This window comes from Photorhabdus asymbiotica (assembly GCF_003634575.1).
In the GTDB taxonomy this organism is placed as follows: Bacteria; Pseudomonadota; Gammaproteobacteria; order Enterobacterales; family Enterobacteriaceae; genus Photorhabdus; species Photorhabdus asymbiotica.
Genome location: NZ_RBLJ01000001.1, coordinates 602,511 through 621,420 on the forward strand (window position 1 = coordinate 602,511; position 18,910 = coordinate 621,420).

15 protein-coding genes and 1 riboswitch are annotated in these 18,910 nt (G+C 40.1%); of the genes, 12 read left to right on the forward strand and 3 right to left on the reverse strand.

The window, feature by feature from the left end; translation table 11 throughout:
- Positions 1–169 precede the first annotated feature (169 nt).
- From BDD30_RS02615 to BDD30_RS02650, 10 genes are all read left to right on the forward strand, one after another.
- Entirely contained in the window at positions 170–1,402 is a 1,233-nt protein-coding gene (locus BDD30_RS02615) for an MdtA/MuxA family multidrug efflux RND transporter periplasmic adaptor subunit (RefSeq protein ID WP_015833909.1), read from the forward strand.
- Positions 1,402–4,548, forward strand: a complete 3,147-nt coding sequence (locus tag BDD30_RS02620) for an MdtB/MuxB family multidrug efflux RND transporter permease subunit (RefSeq protein WP_015833908.1) — start codon at positions 1,402–1,404, stop codon at positions 4,546–4,548. The genes BDD30_RS02615 and BDD30_RS02620 overlap by 1 nt, the downstream gene beginning before the upstream one ends.
- Positions 4,545–7,631 carry a multidrug efflux RND transporter permease subunit MdtC gene (gene mdtC / locus BDD30_RS02625; protein ID WP_015833907.1) on the forward strand — a complete coding sequence of 1,029 codons (3,087 nt, stop codon included), beginning with the start codon at positions 4,545–4,547 and terminating at the stop codon, positions 7,629–7,631. Before BDD30_RS02620 ends, mdtC begins: the two co-directional genes overlap by 4 nt.
- Positions 7,628–9,016, forward strand: a complete 1,389-nt coding sequence (gene baeS / locus BDD30_RS02630; protein ID WP_015833906.1) for an envelope stress sensor histidine kinase BaeS — start codon at positions 7,628–7,630, stop codon at positions 9,014–9,016. Before mdtC ends, baeS begins: the two co-directional genes overlap by 4 nt.
- On the forward strand, positions 9,013–9,717 hold the full coding sequence (baeR, locus tag BDD30_RS02635; protein WP_015833905.1) for an envelope stress response regulator BaeR: 705 nt from the start codon (positions 9,013–9,015) through the stop codon (positions 9,715–9,717). Before baeS ends, baeR begins: the two co-directional genes overlap by 4 nt.
- An 86-nt stretch (positions 9,718–9,803) precedes the next feature.
- A complete protein-coding gene (locus BDD30_RS02640; protein ID WP_015833904.1) occupies positions 9,804–10,148 on the forward strand; it encodes a YegP family protein in 345 nt (114 codons plus the stop codon).
- Between the two features lie 196 nt (positions 10,149–10,344).
- A complete protein-coding gene (gene trhP, locus BDD30_RS02645) occupies positions 10,345–11,721 on the forward strand; it encodes a prephenate-dependent tRNA uridine(34) hydroxylase TrhP (RefSeq protein WP_015833903.1) in 1,377 nt (458 codons plus the stop codon).
- Between the two features lie 1,442 nt (positions 11,722–13,163).
- Positions 13,164–13,292: a hypothetical protein gene (locus BDD30_RS24580; RefSeq protein ID WP_282958017.1), complete on the forward strand. Its 129-nt coding sequence runs from the start codon at positions 13,164–13,166 to the stop codon at positions 13,290–13,292.
- The gene (locus BDD30_RS23000; RefSeq protein ID WP_015833902.1) at positions 13,274–13,561 is read left to right on the forward strand and encodes a sce7726 family protein; all 288 of its coding nucleotides are present in this window, start codon (positions 13,274–13,276) and stop codon (positions 13,559–13,561) included. The genes BDD30_RS24580 and BDD30_RS23000 overlap by 19 nt, the downstream gene beginning before the upstream one ends.
- An 8-nt stretch (positions 13,562–13,569) precedes the next feature.
- On the forward strand, positions 13,570–14,226 hold the full coding sequence (locus tag BDD30_RS02650) for a hypothetical protein (protein WP_041381777.1): 657 nt from the start codon (positions 13,570–13,572) through the stop codon (positions 14,224–14,226).
- Positions 14,227–14,257: 31 nt separating this feature from the next.
- On the opposite strand, the gene BDD30_RS02655 is transcribed toward BDD30_RS02650, so the two are convergent.
- Positions 14,258–14,878 carry a beta family protein gene (locus BDD30_RS02655; protein WP_015833900.1) on the reverse strand — a complete coding sequence of 207 codons (621 nt, stop codon included), beginning with the start codon at positions 14,876–14,878 and terminating at the stop codon, positions 14,258–14,260.
- Between the two features lie 60 nt (positions 14,879–14,938).
- Between BDD30_RS02655 and BDD30_RS23395 the strand changes: the two genes are divergently transcribed.
- Both BDD30_RS23395 and fbaB read left to right on the forward strand, forming a co-directional pair.
- Positions 14,939–15,085 carry a hypothetical protein gene (locus tag BDD30_RS23395; RefSeq protein ID WP_158307058.1) on the forward strand — a complete coding sequence of 49 codons (147 nt, stop codon included), beginning with the start codon at positions 14,939–14,941 and terminating at the stop codon, positions 15,083–15,085.
- A 941-nt stretch (positions 15,086–16,026) separates the two neighbouring features.
- A complete protein-coding gene (gene fbaB / locus BDD30_RS02660) occupies positions 16,027–17,076 on the forward strand; it encodes a class I fructose-bisphosphate aldolase (protein ID WP_015833899.1) in 1,050 nt (349 codons plus the stop codon).
- Positions 17,077–17,220: 144 nt separating this feature from the next.
- On the opposite strand, the gene thiD is transcribed toward fbaB, so the two are convergent.
- Both thiD and cspE read right to left on the reverse strand, forming a co-directional pair.
- The gene (thiD, locus tag BDD30_RS02665; protein WP_015833898.1) at positions 17,221–18,018 is read right to left on the reverse strand and encodes a bifunctional hydroxymethylpyrimidine kinase/phosphomethylpyrimidine kinase; all 798 of its coding nucleotides are present in this window, start codon (positions 18,016–18,018) and stop codon (positions 17,221–17,223) included.
- A 45-nt stretch (positions 18,019–18,063) separates the two neighbouring features.
- A riboswitch (TPP riboswitch) is annotated at positions 18,064–18,156 on the reverse strand.
- A gap of 115 nt (positions 18,157–18,271) precedes the next feature.
- Complete coding sequence (gene cspE / locus BDD30_RS02670) at positions 18,272–18,481, reverse strand: transcription antiterminator/RNA stability regulator CspE (RefSeq protein ID WP_015833897.1); 210 nt, start codon at positions 18,479–18,481, stop codon at positions 18,272–18,274.
- Positions 18,482–18,910: the final 429 nt, after the last annotated feature.

Sequence of the window (18,910 nt, forward strand, 5' to 3'; positions counted from 1 at the left end):
CAAAAAACGCCTTAATTTACCTTAAAAAGCGTTTCCTTGACATATTTTCCACATTTCCTCCATTTTTTAGTCTATCCTCACTAGCTAAACTAATAACATACGATTAAATCGATAATACAACCGTACATAAATCAAGTCATACCTTGAGCTTTGAGAGAATGCCGAAGAAATGAATAAAAATAATAAACACCGCCTTTTCCGTGCAATATTAGCCACATTAGCTACCATTACGATAGCTACAGCTATATTTGTCTGGCACCAATTTAAAACATCTTCTGCCCCTCAAACGAAAAATGCACAATCCAGTGTATCTGGACAATCCTCTGTCTCAAGGCACCCTCCTTTACCTCCCGTTCAGGCTGCCACTGCCCAAAAACAGACTGTACCCCGTTTTCTAACCGGACTTGGCACCATTCAAGCTGCAAAGACAGTCACCGTGACCAGCCGGGTAGAAGGTCAGCTTATGGCGCTACACTTTCAAGAAGGGCAACAAATTAAACAAGGTGATTTACTGGCAGAAATTGATCCACGTCCTTTTCAGGTTCAATTAGCACAAGCTGAAGGCCAACTTGCCAAAGATCAAGCCACACTGGTTAATGCTCATCAGGATCTAAAGCGCTATCAGAAGCTGGCAAACACCAAACTTATTTCCCAGCAAGACATGGATAATCAGCAGGCACTTGTTCGCCAATATGAAGCTAGCCTAAAAGTTGATCAAGCCGTCATTGATAATGCAAAACTTCAACTCACTTACAGCCGTATCACTGCACCAATTTCTGGTCGAGTGGGCCTGAAACAGATCGATGTGGGAAATTTTATCTCCAGTGGTAACAATTCCCCTATTGTAGTTATTACACAAACTGATCCCGTCGATGCGCTCTTTTCACTGCCTGAAAACGATATCAATGCGGTTTTGCAGGCTCAAAAAAGGAATCATGACGTTGCTGTCAGCGCATGGGATCGCAGTAACCAACAACAACTTGCCGAGGGAAAATTGTTAAGTATCGATAATCAAATCGATACCGCTACCGGCACGATTAAACTCAAGGCCCGTTTTTCCAATCAGGATGAAATTCTATTCCCAAATCAGTTCGTTAATATTCGTATCAAAGTCGATACATTGGAAAACGCAGTCGTGATCCCAAGCGCCGCGCTGCAAATGGGTCATGAAGGGAATTTTGTTTGGATACTGGATGAAAATAACAAAGTTAGTAAACACTTGGTTACGGTCAAATTACAGGATGCCCAACGCGTTGTTATCAGCACTGGCCTAACAGAAGGTGACAAAGTGGTTACTGATGGTATCGACCGACTGACAGACGGCGATCAGGTAGATATCGTTACTCCGATGGTAAATAAAACTAAAATCCAACCACATAATAGCAAGGCGGAGAATTCCTGATGCAGGTGAGCGCCCAGATCCCAGGAGGCGGGCCATCTCGCCAGTTTATCCTGCGTCCTGTCGCGACCACGTTGTTTATGGTAGCGATCTTACTGGCAGGAATTATCGGCTATCGCATGTTGCCCGTGTCCGCTTTACCGGCAGTGGACTATCCCACAATTCAGGTAGTCACATTCTACCCTGGCGCAAGTCCGGATGTGATGACCTCTGCGGTAACAGCGCCATTAGAACGTCAACTTGGGCAGATGTCCGGTCTTAAACAAATGGCCTCCCAAAGCTCCGGCGGCGCTTCGGTTATCACATTACAATTTCAACTAACATTGCCATTGGATGTAGCTGAACAGGAAGTACAGGCTGCCATTAACGCTGCCAGCAATTTATTACCCAATGACTTGCCCTATCCTCCTATTTACAACAAAGTTAACCCCGCTGATCCCCCCATTTTGACACTGGCAGTAACCTCCGATGCCATGCCGATGACTCAGATTCAAGATATGGTGGAAACCCGTGTTGCACAGAAAATTTCACAGGTAAATGGTGTTGGGTTGGTGACACTTGCCGGCGGTCAACGCCCAGCAGTTAGAGTGAAACTGAATGCTCAAGCTGTCGCTGCTCAGGGATTAGATAGCGAAACTATCCGTACCGCCATCAACAGCGCCAATGTTAACTCAGCCAAAGGCAGTCTTGACGGACCAACCCGTTCTGTCACGCTTTCAGCCAATGATCAGATGAAATCCGTTGATGATTATCGCAAACTGATCATTGCCTATAAAAATGGTGCACCAGTACGATTACAAGATGTAGCAACTATTGAACAAGGAGCCGAAAATAGCAAACTAGGCGCATGGGCAAATGGTAAACAGGCCATTGTGATTAATGTTCAGCGCCAGCCGGGGGTCAACGTCATTGAAACCACAGATAACATTCGTCAAATGTTACCGGAACTCATTAGCAGTTTGCCAAAATCTGTCGATATAAAAATCCTGACTGACCGCACAACGACGATTCGAGCCTCAGTAAAAGATGTTCAGTTTGAGCTACTACTGGCAGTTGTGCTGGTTGTTATGGTGATTTATCTGTTTTTACGTAGCGGCATCGCAACCCTTATTCCAAGTATTGCAGTTCCCCTTTCGCTGGTCGGTACATTCGCAATAATGTATTTCTGCGGCTTTTCCATTAATAACCTGACACTTATGGCTCTCACCATTGCCACTGGATTTGTGGTGGATGACGCAATTGTGGTGATCGAAAATATCTCCCGCTATATAGAACAAGGCGAGAAACCGATGGCCGCAGCATTGAAAGGTGCAGGTGAAATCGGTTTTACCATTATCTCCCTAACTTTCTCTTTGATCGCCGTGTTGATCCCGTTATTTTTCATGGGCGACATCGTTGGCCGTCTTTTCCGTGAGTTTGCCATTACTCTAGCCATTGCAATTCTGATTTCTGCCGTTGTCTCGCTGACATTAACCCCCATGATGTGTGCCAGAATGCTCAAATCAGAATCACAGGTAAAGCACAACCGCTTTGAACAGGCTAGTGAACACTTTTTCAAACGGATAATTGCTGGTTATACCGTATGGCTGAAAAAAGCACTAAACCACCCGCTGATCACACTTGGTATCGCCCTAAGCACGCTGGCGTTAACAGCCCTGCTCTATATCATTATTCCAAAAGGTTTCTTCCCATTACAAGATAACGGACTGATTCAGGGAACATTGGAAGCACCGCAATCAATATCTTTCTCTGCAATGGCAGATAAACAGCGACAAGTTTCGTCCTTATTATTACAAGATCCAGCAGTAGAAAATGTCACTACATTTGTCGGCGTTGACGGTAGTAACCCAACGCTAAATAATGGTCGGCTACAAATTACGCTGAAACCAATCAACCAACGTAACGACAGAATCGCTGAAATTATCCCGCGTTTACAGGGAAAAATGGCTTCCATACCAGACGTAAAGCTCTACCTACAACCGATGCAAGATTTGACAATTGATACTCAGGTTACACGTAACCAATATCAATTCACATTGCAAGCCACTTCCCTGGATGAATTGAGTATATGGGTACCGAAATTATTGGCTGAACTGAAACAGCGATCAGAACTGGTTGATATCAGCAGTGACTGGCAAGCGCGAGGGCTGATCGCTTATATCAAAGTGGACAGAGACATTGCTAGTCGGTTAGGTATCTCAATGGCTGCTATAGATAATGCCCTTTACAATGCGTTCGGCCAACGCCTGATTTCAACCATTTATACTCAGGCAAATCAGTATCGAGTTGTGCTAGAACATGATATGAAATCGACTCCGGGACTCGCGGCATTTGATAACATTCGTCTCAACGGAACTGATGGCAATATCGTACCACTCAGTACTATCGCTACTGTTGAACAAAGATTTGGCCCGTTAGCAATTAACCATCTGGCCCAATTCCCTGCAACAACATTTTCTTTCAATGTTTCGGGAAATGCTTCTCTTGAACAGTCAGTCAATGCTGTTCGCAATGCAGCACAACTCATTGAAATGCCAAAAGATATGACGATTAAATTTCAGGGAACAACACTGGCATTTGAAAGCGCACTCGGAAATACATTGTGGCTAATCGCTGCCGCTGTTACCGCCATGTATATCGTGTTGGGAATACTATACGAAAGCTTTATTCATCCGGTAACGATTCTCTCCACACTGCCAACAGCTGGAGTTGGTGCACTGCTGGCACTGATGATGACAGGTCAAGAACTGGATGTGATTGCGATCATCGGCATTATCCTACTGATAGGTATTGTGAAGAAAAACGCTATCATGATGATCGACTTTGCTCTAGCCGCAGAACGCGAACAGGGGTTACCCCCTTATGAAGCAATTTATCAGGCTTGTTTATTACGTTTCCGTCCGATTTTGATGACCACAATGGCCGCATTGTTCGGTGCTTTACCATTGATGCTCAGTGCCGGTGTAGGTGCCGAATTACGCCGTCCATTGGGAATTTGTATGGTTGGTGGACTGATTATGAGTCAGATCCTGACGCTGTTTACAACTCCGGTTGTCTATTTACTGTTTGACAAACTGGCACGTTATCGCCGTAATCGCAAACCCGGCGAACTGGATAATTCATCTATTAATAATCAGGAGCTACGGTGAAGTTTTTTGCTTTATTTATCCAGCGCCCTGTTGCCACAACGCTGCTCAGTTTAGCTATAACCCTATGCGGATTATTAGGTTTTACCCTATTGCCGGTTTCCCCTTTGCCGCAAGTGGATTTCCCAGTAATCACCGTTTATGCCTCATTACCGGGAGCATCACCGGAAACAATGGCATCATCTATTGCTACTCCGCTGGAGCGGGCATTAGGCCGAATTGCCGGTGTCAATGAGATGACGTCCAGTAGTTCACTTGGCAATACAAATATCACGCTTGAATTTGACCTGAGCCGTGATATTAATAGCGCCGCACGGGATGTACAGGCAGCCCTAAATGCCGCTCAAAATATGTTACCCTCCGGTATGCACAGCAGACCACGTTACTACAAAGCAAATCCGTCCGATGCCCCCATTATGATCCTGACACTGACTTCTGATACCTACAATCAGGGGCAACTTTATGATTTAGCGTCTACTCAACTCGCCCAGAAAATTGCACAAGTCGAAGGAGTCAGTGAAGTTTCTGTTGGAGGAAGTTCTCTACCCGCGGTGAGGATTGAATTGAATCCTAACGCTCTGTTTAATCAAGGTGTTTCTCTAGATACAGTGCGTCAAGCTATCAGCAATGCAAATGTTCGCCGCCCACAAGGATATGTGGATTCAGATCAGCAACGCTGGCAGATCCAAACCAACGATGAACTGAAAACCGCTGAAAGTTATCGCCCGATAATCGTCCACTACAAAAACGGCTCACCCGTGCGACTACAAGATGTAGCGAATATAAAAGACTCGGTTCAGAATGTCAGAGCAGCCGGTATGTCTGGCGGTGAGCCAGCGATTTTACTTATCATTCGCCGTGAAGCTGGCGCAAATATCATCGCCACGGTAAACCGTATTCGTGAACAATTACCTGCATTACGTGAATCCATCCCCGCTTCTATTCAACTTAAAGTTGCTCAGGATCGTACACCAACTATTCGCGCTTCATTAGCAGAAGTGGAGCATGCGCTGGTAATTGCTACCGGACTAGTCATTTTGGTGGTATTCCTGTTCCTGCGTTCTGGCCGAGCAACATTAATCCCAGCGATTGCCGTACCTGTTTCACTCATTGGAACTTTTACCGCCATGTATTTGTGCGGTTTTAGCCTTAACAATCTTTCCCTGATGGCACTGACGATTGCAACAGGATTCGTCGTTGATGATGCTATTGTGGTATTGGAAAACATTTCCCGTCACCTTGAAGCAGGTATTAAACCTATGCAAGCAGCGCTACGAGGTGTTCAAGAAGTGGGCTTTACCGTCCTTTCCATGAGTATTTCGCTGGTCGCGGTCTTTATCCCTCTTCTGCTCATGGATGGGTTGGTTGGTCGGCTGTTCCGTGAATTTGCTATTACTCTAACAACAGCAATCGGTATCTCGTTGTTGGTCTCTTTAACATTGACTCCAATGATGTGTGCTCACTTGCTGAAATCCCAACACATCAAAGCCCAGAAAAAAATCCGCGGGTTTGGCAAGGTCATGCTAAAAATTCAGCAAGGTTATGGACGCTCCCTAACATGGGTTCTTAATCATAGTCGCTGGGTACTGTTAATTCTGGCTGGCATTATCGCCCTAAATGTTTGGCTCTATATCAATATTCCAAAAACTTTCTTCCCAGAACAGGATACTGGCCGGTTGTTAGGATTTGTCCGAGCAGATCAAAGTATCTCTTTCCAGTCTATGCATGAAAAAATGAAAAATTTTATGCAGATAATCAATGCCGACCCGGCAGTAGATAACGTTACCGGTTTTACTGGCGGCTGGCAGGTAAACCGAGGTTTTATGTTTATCTCTTTGAAGCCGCTAAAAGAGCGCTCAAACAATGCTGAACAAGTTATTTCACGCCTGAGAATCAAACTTGCTAATGAGCCAGGGGCAAATCTGTTTCTAATTCCAGTACAAGACATCATGGCGGGTGGTCGTCAAAGTAATGCAAGCTACCAGTTTACATTACTGGCAGATGACCTCAATGATCTACGCAAATGGGAACCGGTTATTCGTAAAGCATTAGGACAATTGCCTCAATTGGCCGATGTGAATTCAGATAAAGAAGACAAAGGCGCTGAAATGGCAATAACCTATAACCGCGATACCATGTCACGGCTGGGAATTAATGTCAGTGAAGCAAATAGCTTACTAAATAATGCTTTTGGTCAGCGACAAATATCTACTATTTATCAGCCACTGAATCAGTACAAAGTTGTAATGGAAGTTGCACCGGAATATACACAAGATGTCAGTGCATTGGAAAAAATGTTTATTATTAACAATAAAGGAGAGGCAATTCCACTTTCCTATTTTGCTCACTGGCAGCCCGCTAATGCGCCGCTAAGTGTGAATCATCAGGGACTCTCTGCTGCTTCTACCATTTCCTTTAACATACCTGAAGGTTATACCCTCTCCGATGCTATCAATGCTATTGAAAGGACCATCACTGAGCTTGGTGTACCTCCAACTGTTCGCGGCACTTTTGCAGGCACTGCTCAAATTTTTCAAGAAACAGTGAAATCACAGTTATTCCTGATTCTGGCTGCGATTATCACCGTCTATCTGGTGTTAGGAATATTGTATGAAAGTTATATCCACCCACTGACTATTCTTTCTACCTTACCTTCTGCCGGTATTGGTGCTCTGTTGGCATTAGAACTATTTAACACTCCATTCAGCCTGATAGCCTTAATAGGCATCATGTTGTTGATTGGTATCGTGAAAAAAAATGCCATTATTATGGTGGATTTTGCCATTGAAGCTCAACGTAACGGCAATATCTGTGCTCGTAATGCGATATTCCAAGCTAGCCTGTTACGTTTCCGCCCAATTCTGATGACTACACTCGCCGCCTTGTTTGGTGCCCTGCCATTAGTTTTGAGTAACGGCGACGGCGCGGAATTGCGCCAACCATTAGGCATTACCATTGTTGGTGGCCTGGTCATGAGCCAACTTTTGACACTATATACCACACCGGTGGTTTATCTTTGTTTTGATCGATTAAGAGAAAGATGGCAACAACGGCGCGCCACCAGACAAATTACGGGACAATCATGAAACTAAGTATCAGCAGTAAATTATTTATGGCTATCTTCGCTACTTGTATGTTGGTACTTATCACTATGCACTGGGGTGTCAGAAGCAGTTTTCAGCGTGGTTTTATTGGTTATATAAAACAAAATATCCAGCTACGCACTTCTATGTTAGCTGAAGCACTTGCTGAGCAATATCAACAATATGGTAGCTGGAAATTCTTAAAGAAGAATAATCGGATCATCTTTCAAATAATCCGTTCTATTGAACAAACCAGTGAAAGCCACCAAGGCCCACCACCCCGTGGCTGGAGAACTCAGTTTTGGGTCGTGGACAGAGATATGAAATTATTGGTCGGTCATGAAGGTGAAATTCCACCAGATACCTATAGAGAACCAATTAATTATAATAATCAAATAGTTGGATGGGTAATTGTCAGTACGTCTGACAAAATTACCCGCCAGGCTGATATCAGTTTTGATCGCCAGCAACAACTGACAAGCTGGATAATTGCAGGCCTATCTACTTTACTGGCAATCATAGCCACATTATTGTTGTCTCGCGGTATGCTAAAGCCCGTTAAGCGCCTGGTTGAGGGGACACATAAACTAGCAGCCGGCGATTTTAGTGTCCGAGTGACACCATCAAGTAAAGATGAAATCGGTCAGCTTGCCTACAATTTTAACCAACTTGCCAGCACACTGGAAAAAAATGAGCAAATGCGGCGCGATTATATGGCAGATATTTCCCATGAACTGCGCACTCCTCTTTCTGTATTGCGGGGTGAACTGGAAGCTTTACAGGACGGTGTTCGCAAACCAACATCTGAAACGCTGAATTCATTACTGGCAGAGATCACCACATTAACCAAACTAGTTGATGATCTGCACCAACTATCTCTATCAGATCGTGGAGCGTTGGCATATCGGAAAGGATTTATCAATATCAGTGAGTTACTTCAGGTTGCCATAGCATCTTACCGTGGACGTTTTATTGATAAGCAAATTCAGGTGGATGTTAAGCTACCTGAAATTGTCATGCTATTTGCTGACCCAGACAGGTTGACTCAACTATTTCATAATTTACTGGAAAACAGCCTTCGCTATACCGCTAAAAATGGAAAACTGATGATTGAAGGCAACTCTGATGATAGCCATTTTATACTGAACTGGCAGGACAGCGAACCCGGCTTGTTACCAGAACAATGTCAGCGGGTCTTTGAACGCTTCTATCGCAGTGAATCTTCACGAAACCGCGCCAGTGGTGGATCAGGGCTTGGGCTGGCTATCTGCTATAACATCACTGAAGCACATAATGGTACGATCCATGCTGAACCCTCACCTTTAGGTGGCCTGAGAATTAACATAGAATTACCGCTAATAAAATCCCCTGATTGTGAAACGCTATGAATACAGAATTTGAACATCATACTGTTTTAATTGTTGAAGATGAGCCAAAACTTGGTCAATTACTGATTGATTATCTAAACGCAGCTGATTACAAGACCCAATGGCTATTGCGTGGTGATGAAGTCGTTCCTTACGTACAGCAACATAATCCAGATATTATATTACTGGATCTAATGCTTCCAGGTTGTGATGGCTTATCTGTCTGTCGTGAAATCCGCTGTTTTTCTGACATACCTATTATTATGGTCACCGCTAAGACTGAAGAGATTGACCGATTACTGGGGTTGGAAATCGGGGCAGATGATTACATCTGTAAACCGTACAGCCCACGTGAAATTGTTGCACGAGTGAAAACCATTCTCCGTCGCTGCTACCGACCACAAGATATTGTCAAGCAAAGCGACCTGCAAATTGATGAAGCCTGCTTTCAGGCACGTTACCGCGATAAGATATTGGACTTAACTCCGGTTGAATTCCGGTTACTAAAAACGATGGCTATCCGGCCAGGGCGAGTGCTTTCCCGCGATCAATTACTGAATAATCTGTATGACGACCACCGCATCGTTACAGACCGTACTATTGATAGCCATATTAAGAACCTGCGTCGCAAATTGGAACAATTAGACAGCAACAAAACATTCATCCGCTCCATTTATGGGCTTGGTTACCGATGGGAAGCCGATATATGCCGTTTGTTATAACTGTCACACTTTAATTTCTCTCAACCTCTCACGGTCAGAAATTCAGCTATATTAAAAATACTCATCTTTAATTGGAGGAATTATCTATGGCTATAGGTCACTATGATCTTAAAAGGACAAAAAACAAGCAGTATTACTTCAACTTAAAAACATCGAACGGTGAAATCATTCTCACCAGTGAAATGTACACTACAAAGGCAGCAGCGAATAAAGGGATTCGTTCTATTCAAGCGAATTCCCCTGAAGAAAAAAACTTCGAAATCAGAGAAAACAAATCTGGTAAGTCTTATTTCGTGCTTAAAGCGAGAAATTATCAAGTTATCGGACTCAGCGAGTTGTACGATGATGAAATTACTGCCAAAAAAGGCATTCAGTCTGCGATTAAAAATGGCTCCAGCGTGAATGTCCGCGATCTGACAAAGTCAGAGTAACAACTTTTTATAATGAACTGCACCTTATCAGTTTGAATAAATATTCAACTTTTAGGTGCACCCTATCGTTCTGCACAACTAAGCCCTTCATACTAATAAATTTGTATCTTCAATAGATTAAGCGTTAGAATCCTCACCTTATCCTTACTTTTTGTAATGAAAACTGACCTGAATTCAGATCGAGAATTTTTTAAACATGTTTATTCCAGAATTACTTTCCCCTGCCGGCTCGCTGAAAAATATGCGCTATGCCTTTGCTTACGGCGCGGATGCAGTATATGCCGGTCAACCACGTTATAGCCTGCGCGTTCGTAATAATGAATTCAATCACGAAAATCTGGCACAAGGCATTAAAGAGGCTCATGAACTCGGTAAACGCTTTTACGTTGTGATCAATATTGCTCCGCACAATGCCAAACTGAAAACCTTTATCCGTGATCTGAAACCTGTCGTTGAAATGGGGCCTGATGCCCTGATTATGTCCGATCCCGGACTCATTATGATGGTTCGTGAAGCTTTCCCAGAAATAGAAATTCATCTTTCCGTTCAAGCTAATGCAGTCAACTGGGCAACAGTAAAATTCTGGCAACAAATGGGACTAACCAGAGTCATTCTTTCCCGTGAACTTTCGCTAGATGAAATTAACGAGATTCGCCAACATGTTCCTGATATGGAGCTGGAAGTTTTCGTACATGGTGCACTGTGCATGGCCTATTCCGGTCGCTGCCTGCTATCCGGTTATATTAATAAGCGTGACCCAAACCAGGGAACATGTACTAATGCCTGCCGCTGGGAATACAACGTTCAAGAAGGTAAAGAAGACGATATTGGTAATATTGTCCATATACACGAACCGATACCGGCAAAAAATATCGAGCCGACATTGGGAAAAGGTACACCAACAGATAAAGTATTTACATTTGAAGATATGAAACGTCCAGGCGAATATATGTCTGCTTTTGAAGATGAACATGGTACTTACATCATGAATTCTAAAGACTTACGCGCAATTGAACACGTCGAACGATTAACCAAAATGGGCGTGCACTCTTTAAAAATCGAAGGACGCACAAAATCTTTCTATTACTGCGCCCGCACAGCGCAAGTTTATCGCAGAGCTATTGATGATGCTGTAGCAGGAAAGCCTTTTGATCCAACCTTACTAACAACCCTGGAAGGACTTGCCCATCGTGGATATACCGAAGGATTTTTACGCCGTCATACCCACGATGCCTATCAGACTTATGAATACGGCTATTCGATATCCGATACACAACAATTTGTTGGTGAATTTACCGGTGAACGAGTCAGCGGATTAGCTGAAGTTGCTGTCAAAAATAAATTCATGATCGGAGACAGCCTCGAATTAATGACACCATCAGGCAATATCCAGTTCACACTGGAAGCTATGCAGGATAAAAAAGGTCAGCCAATGAAAGTTGCCCCTGGAGATGGGTATATTGTCTATTTATCAATTCCTAAACAAATTGATATTAATTACGCCTTATTAATTCGTAATCTAAATGGTACTAATTCTCAATTCCCACATGTGAACCGAAATTCAGACAAATAATCATCAATATACCATCTTGGTGATGGTATATTTCTTTTTTTAGAAACAGATCACATCAATACTATTTTATTTACCGTAGTATTGTCGACGAAAAATAAAAAACTAAAAAAGTATTACAGTAAGACTAGGAACCACCTCCTTGGCCGGCTCAATCTCCCTTGAGCTGGCCTTTTCTTTTTTCCCATGAGAATAAAATCAATAAGTTGTAGAATTCATTTACATGATTAATTAAATAGATTAACTTAACTATTAAATTAATAAATCTTTGTATTAATATGTTTCTTATATCCTTTGCATTAATAAGAAAATATTTATAGTTACTGAAATATCACACTATCTAAAGAAATTTAATTAAAATTTTTCACTATTCAATAATTCAGAAAATCCATCATATTTAGACTAAACATTATACGATTTGATAAAATCGATTAGGTGAAAATTATGAAATAAGATAATTACAATTTACTTATTGTTAAAACTATTAGTTCAACATTTACCTGATTATCCTAGTTATCCACGCTCACATCAGGCTACTGATTCACAAACAACGAAAATTCCTGAATTAGCTAGCTGACTATCATTACCCTATCCTAATTGGTTTAGCACAGAATTTTCACTGTATTACATATCCACAACTTGAACAGGGAAAAATAGCAATAATCAATTAATAAAATCTCAATCAGCTGTAAGTACTATCCCACATTTCAAGAGGATAGAATTAATATTTACCTTGACCCTACAATAAAAAATTGACTAGAAAGTCAAAGGAAAGCAGAAAACATTCCTACATTGGCTTCAAAATGATAAATATCACTTGATAAAAACATTCAGAAAAAGTTAGTCAAATAAGTAATGACAACAAATATTCAACCTCACTATCAAACCCAATAGTCTCTATCAGCAAGACATGACTTTATGGAATGCTATTCGCAAAAGAACTAACAAAGAATCAATGTAACAGTGAAATTATTTTGTGCGAATAAAATAAAACCCAATATCAACATTTGCAATAAAAAACCGCGAGAAATTTTCTATCTGTAATAAAATCAAACTGCACTTATACATTTATCAATCAATTAATTTATTGGAAAATACAGATCAAAGTTAAAAATTTAGAACAACAATTATTTCCCATTATGGCTATTTAAAAAAAAGAATAAATAACCATATTAATGGTTCACAATAGAATTATATGATTTTAAAAACAGGAATAGCCCAAAGAGCTATTTATCATATATAGTGATACCAAATAATAAATTATTTACTAAAATAAAAATTCAATTCATATAAGAAATCAGTACCCGTTATATTTATATCAACATTCAAAAATTAACAATTAATCTTACAGAGTTCATTAAAATAAAATCAAGATATATATTCAATAGATTTCAAGTTGTAGCGAGGCAACAAGTGAGCGCATCCCCAGGAGCATAGATAACTCTGTGACTGGGGTAAGTGAAAGCAGCAACTTGAAGGATGAAGGGTATATTGCATTTCATCATAAAGCGCATATAATCAATAGCATCCATTACAATATTAATTGGACGATAAAATGGCTAGTTCATCTATAAAAAAAGAAGATAGTATAAAAGCGGCTCTTATTGATTGGTTAATAGAACGAAACGAATTAAACGATAATGCAGTATTAATCAATGAACTCCCTATTGCAAACTTCAGCAGACGCGTTGATCTAGCACTTGCAAATGGTAAACTCCATGCATATGAAATTAAAAGTGACTCTGACAGTCTAGCCAGACTTGAAGGGCAAATATCCACCTATATACCCTATGGATTTCAAGATGTATCGCGACGGCAAGGGAGCGAATCCCCGGGAGCATAGCTAACTATGTGACCGGGGTGAGTGAGTGCAGCCAACAAAGAGGCAACTTGAAAGATGACGGGTATAGACTCTATTTTGATAAAGTTACATTAGTTTGTGCACCAAAATTTACTGAGAAAGCCTTGTCAATTCTACCCACTGATATTGAAATATTAGAAATAAAGCAAAACAATAGTGGAATAATTAACACTTTTATAAAAAAGAGACGTGGACGTACGTGCAAAATCTCTGAAGATAAGTTTATTTTTTCTTTTGTCGATAAAAAAGAGAGCGTTAAATTTGTCAGAAAAAATGGTTACACATGCCATCCCTCTGAGATGAGAGAGAATATATATAATTTAACAAAAAATATCTCAATTGAAAAGAAAAGAGATTTCACAATAAATTATTTAAAGATAAAATATAAACTTTCTTTTAAAAATTTCATAAACAATAAGAATTCTAATTCAACTTCTGCTGAAAATATTTCATTATTGAGCAATAATAAAATAAAAATGAATTTTAATAAAGTTAACAAAGATGAAGAAGTTAAACATATTGATATTTCAGCTTATCAAAAACCCATAAATACCCATGCTATAAATATAGCAAAAAACTTATCATTTATAGGTATTAAATCTCATACTCCTATTTATATTATTCCAAGAAAGAAAATTGCCTCTTAAAGAGGCAATTACAAAAAATCATGGCAATATACTACCATTCAACAGAATTATATTCATCTGTATCATCATTGATATGAGATAACACACCATCTTCTATAAACCGAATCATTCTTTCTATATGTAAATTTACTCGTACCGAAATCCATTTAGATGGCGACTTAAAGCGACTCACATTACCTTCACTAACAGATTTAATGATTTCTGTACCCCAAACCTCCAATGAATCATCCCATCCCTCATCTGTAACAATATCTTTTGCTGCTAATTGATATAGTTCATCTCTCTGATGACTACCTGCTCGACGCTCAAAACGCCAAACTCCTGGTGTAGGATAATCTATTCGCGCAACGAACTTCGCATAACTTCCTGGATAAAATTCTCCATGAATACTTGCTGCATCACCATATAAAGCAACTTTTTCACCGCCTATTGCAAGATAGTTTTGCCACTCCAACATGCTAATAGCTCCACTTTCTTTACCATATTCAGCAAATGTACGAGGAAAACTGGTACCGGAACTAACAATCTCTATTCCAGGATCAATATCCCTAAGCATATTGATTCCCCTAATAGTTGCATCTAAACATAGATCTTGACGAGAGCTATCTATTTGCCCTACATCCAATATAAATAATACATTACTTATACCCAATAGATTTCAAGTTGCAGCGCGACGGCAAATGAACGCATCTCCAGGAGCATAGATAACTATGTGACTGGGGTAAGTGAAAGCAGCCAACAAAGCAGCAACTTGAAAGATGAAGGGTATATATCGTCAACTATTGATGCTGCCGTTGTCGCAGTCAGTAAATCATGCAACTTTAACCGATTAATTTTAACTACAAACCTACCAAAATAAGATTCTAACTTCTCAAGCTGCTTAACATAATCCCGTTGCCCCAAATCCTTATAGAAAATCGCTGCGGGAATAATTTTATTATATTTCTCTTTCTGATTTTTAAAAAAATTAATCCAACTATTATAATTTCTGTCAGATAAATAAAATGAATCTGAATCGATACATTTCAAAACTGGACCATTTGAGATTTATATAATTGATTCGTTATTATAAGAGTCAAACCATTTATCAATAGTTGAATCAACATTCTGCCCACCCTTGATATTTTTCTCCTCAATAAACTTGAGGTATTATTTAATCGGACTAAGATAATAAATAATTATTAATCCTTGTAAAATAATTACTCTACTTTATAACCCATGAAATATTATATTAAATTTCAATCGTTTAATAAGACATAATAAAAACCAAATTATTTCACTTTTATCCTATTTATCAGGTAGAAAACACCTTAAATATAAATAAGACCTAATGAACTTAAATAAAAACCCCCAGTCATTTATCTCATTATTTTTTCGACTTTACTATAATTTTTATATCTATAAATTTTTTCTTGCGACAATAATCAAAAACATAGCAATCCTTACCTAACACGAAAATAATCAAATATTTTAATTAATAACGATAGATTTTAAAAGCAATTAACAGATACCATTCATATCATATAAAAATCAAATTAATCGAAAAACCATAATTAATATGAATTTTAAAAAGAAAAAAATCCAATACATAAATACTTTAGACTTTAACCGCTAAATATCACTTAAAAATAGAGTAATACCTCTCTTCTCTTTTATATTAAATAACTACTTTTCAGGTAATAAATTTCACTTTTAAACTCCACCTGAAGCGATCCACTCCCCCTTCCCTTCGAATACAACTTGTTATTCTAAAAAGGATAAATGACAATCAATAACATCTTTCAAGAGCTGGAGTAAGTCATGACTGATATCGCTAAGTTGTTAGGCAAAGATGCAGACAGTTTATTGCAACACCGTTGCAGTACCATTCCGAGAGAAAATCTTTATCTGCCAGGTTCCGATTTTGTTGATCGAGTAATGATCGACAATAATCGGCCAAATAAGGTTCTGCGCTCCATGCAGACACTGTTTAATCATGGCCGTCTCGCAGGCACTGGCTATTTATCTATCTTGCCGGTGGATCAAGGTGTAGAACATTCTGCCGCCGCTTCTTTTTCTGCTAATCCACTTTATTTCGATCCGAAGAATATTGTTGAATTAGCGATTGAAGCAGGTTGTAACTGCGTGGCCTCTACTTATGGCGTGTTATCCTCAGTTTCTCGTCGTTATGCCCATAAGATCCCTTTTTTAGTCAAACTGAACCACAATGAAACACTGAGTTATCCTGCTCAATATGATCAGACTTTATATGCCAGTGTTGAACAGGCGTTTGAGATGGGTGCCGTAGCCGTTGGTGCAACTATTTACTTTGGTTCTATCGAATCACGCCGTCAAATTGAGGAAATCTCAGCCGCTTTTGAACGGGCGCATGAATTGGGAATGGTGACAGTCCTGTGGGCCTACCTGCGTAATTCTGCTTTCAAAAAAGATGGGGTGGATTATCACGCCAGTGCAGACTTAACAGGCCAAGCTAACCATCTGGCAGCCACTATCGGCGCAGATATCGTCAAGCAAAAGATGGCTGAAAATAACGGTGGTTATACCGCCATTGGTTTTGGTCATACCGATAAACGTGTTTATGCCAATTTGACCACTGATCACCCGATCGATCTGGTGCGTTATCAGATAGCTAACTGCTACATGGGTCGTGCTGGCCTTATTAACTCAGGTGGTGCATCTGGTGATAATGATCTGAGTGATTCGGTTCGTACCGCAGTAATCAATAAACGCGCGGGTGGCATGGGATTGATTCTCGGTCGTAAGGCTTTCAAAAAATCTATGGAAGATGGCATCGAACTCATTAATGCCGTCCAAGATGTTTATCTGGATAATCAAGTTACCATAGCTTAATAAAGCTTGTTGTAGATCATGGTGATAATGAACAGGATGGTCAAGACACTATAAATTCTGAGTCAAGTTACTTTTATTAGCGAAGACGTCTTGCTGGTTATCACCTTTTATCCAAAATACCAAAACATCATTTAACGGTTATTCTCACCACCACTGATGAAAATGATGTACCGGTCCAATCCCTTTACCTACTTCAAGAGAATCCGCACATGCTAACGCAGTCTGGAGATAAGATTTGGCAACAGGAATTGTCGTCTGCCAATCTGAATAACATGGACGCAAAGCAGCTAATGCAGCAGAAAGAGTACACCCTGTGCCATGAGTATGACGTGTATTGATTCTAGGAGCAGTGAAACGCCATTCCCCATTACCCATAAATAGCCAGTCAGGGCTTTCACCGTTTATAAGATGACCGCCTTTAAGTAGAACCGCTTCACATCCCAATGATAACAATTCACGCCCTTGCTTTTGCATCTCCGTTTCAGTTTTTGCGACTGAACATTTCAGCAGAACTGCGGCCTCTGGCAAGTTTGGCGTAATCAACGAAACCTTAGGTAATAATTGCTCAACAACTAAGGAAACAGCTTCCGGAGCCAGCAGCGGATCTCCGCTTTTCGCAACCATTACTGTATCCAATACAATATAAGGAATTGAATAATGGCTTATTGCATCTGCAACCACTGCAACATTAGCCGCATTAGATAACATGCCAATTTTGGCACTATCAATTCTGATATCTGACAACACAGACTCCAGCTGGGCAGCAACGAAAGCTGGGGCTATATCGTAAACAGACTGTACACCACGAGTATTTTGTGCAACAAGCGCTGTCATCACTGTTGTGCCATAAGCCCCAAGTGCAGAAAAAGTTTTCAAATCAGCCTGAATACCAGCACCACCGCTAGGATCAGTGCCAGCAATTGTCAGTGTATTAATTCTCACTATAGATACTCCTTCCAACCAGCAAAAGATAAAGCACGTATCAGGAAGAAGACACCATGACTTCCCTACGCTGGCATTATCCAGATCAGGTATTACGGGTTCATCTCAGCTCAATTAAGAGCGCCCCGAGTCAAAACAAAAACACCCTATCAGATAACTAACAGGGTGATATCAGTATGTCATTGTTGCCAATAAAAAATCAGTCAGACAACAAAATTTACTCTGTCAATCAAAAACGATCGACAAAAAGAAGTTACGCTGTGGTGACATTTGCCGCAGAAGGACCTTTCTGGCCATCCTGAATTTCAAACTCAACTTTTTGACCTTCCGCCAAGGTTTTAAAACCATCGCTCTGAATAGCGCTAAAATGTACAAACACATCTTTGCTGCCATCAGCTGGAGTAATAAAACCAAAACCTTTAGATTCGTTGAACCACTTTACAGTACCAGTGATTTTTGCCATTTTAAGAATTTCCTTTGGATCACTTAATTCTAATTCGCCATTTTGGCGCAACATAAAAACCAGAGAAAGTTGCTGCTATTAACAGAACCATATAACAGAACCGTACCTCGTTTACCGGAACGATTTATCACATATTCTTAATATGATGGCAAGCCATTTTTTATCAGCTATGGAGCTAACGCACATATTTAAAATTCTTAACAACAATTATTGTTTAACATAACCACAAAAATTTGAAAACCCAAGGTTATCCTAATTAGCTTACAGTTTATCCACTCAACGAAACCGCAGATAACATAAATAATTTTAATTTATTCTGCCGATCTTATTATTAGCATTTTTATATCTAAGCTATGTCTATCAGCTCTAATCTCCTCTTTTTGAATGAAAGAAAAAATCAACACCTTTCTAATATCCATCGGCTAAAAT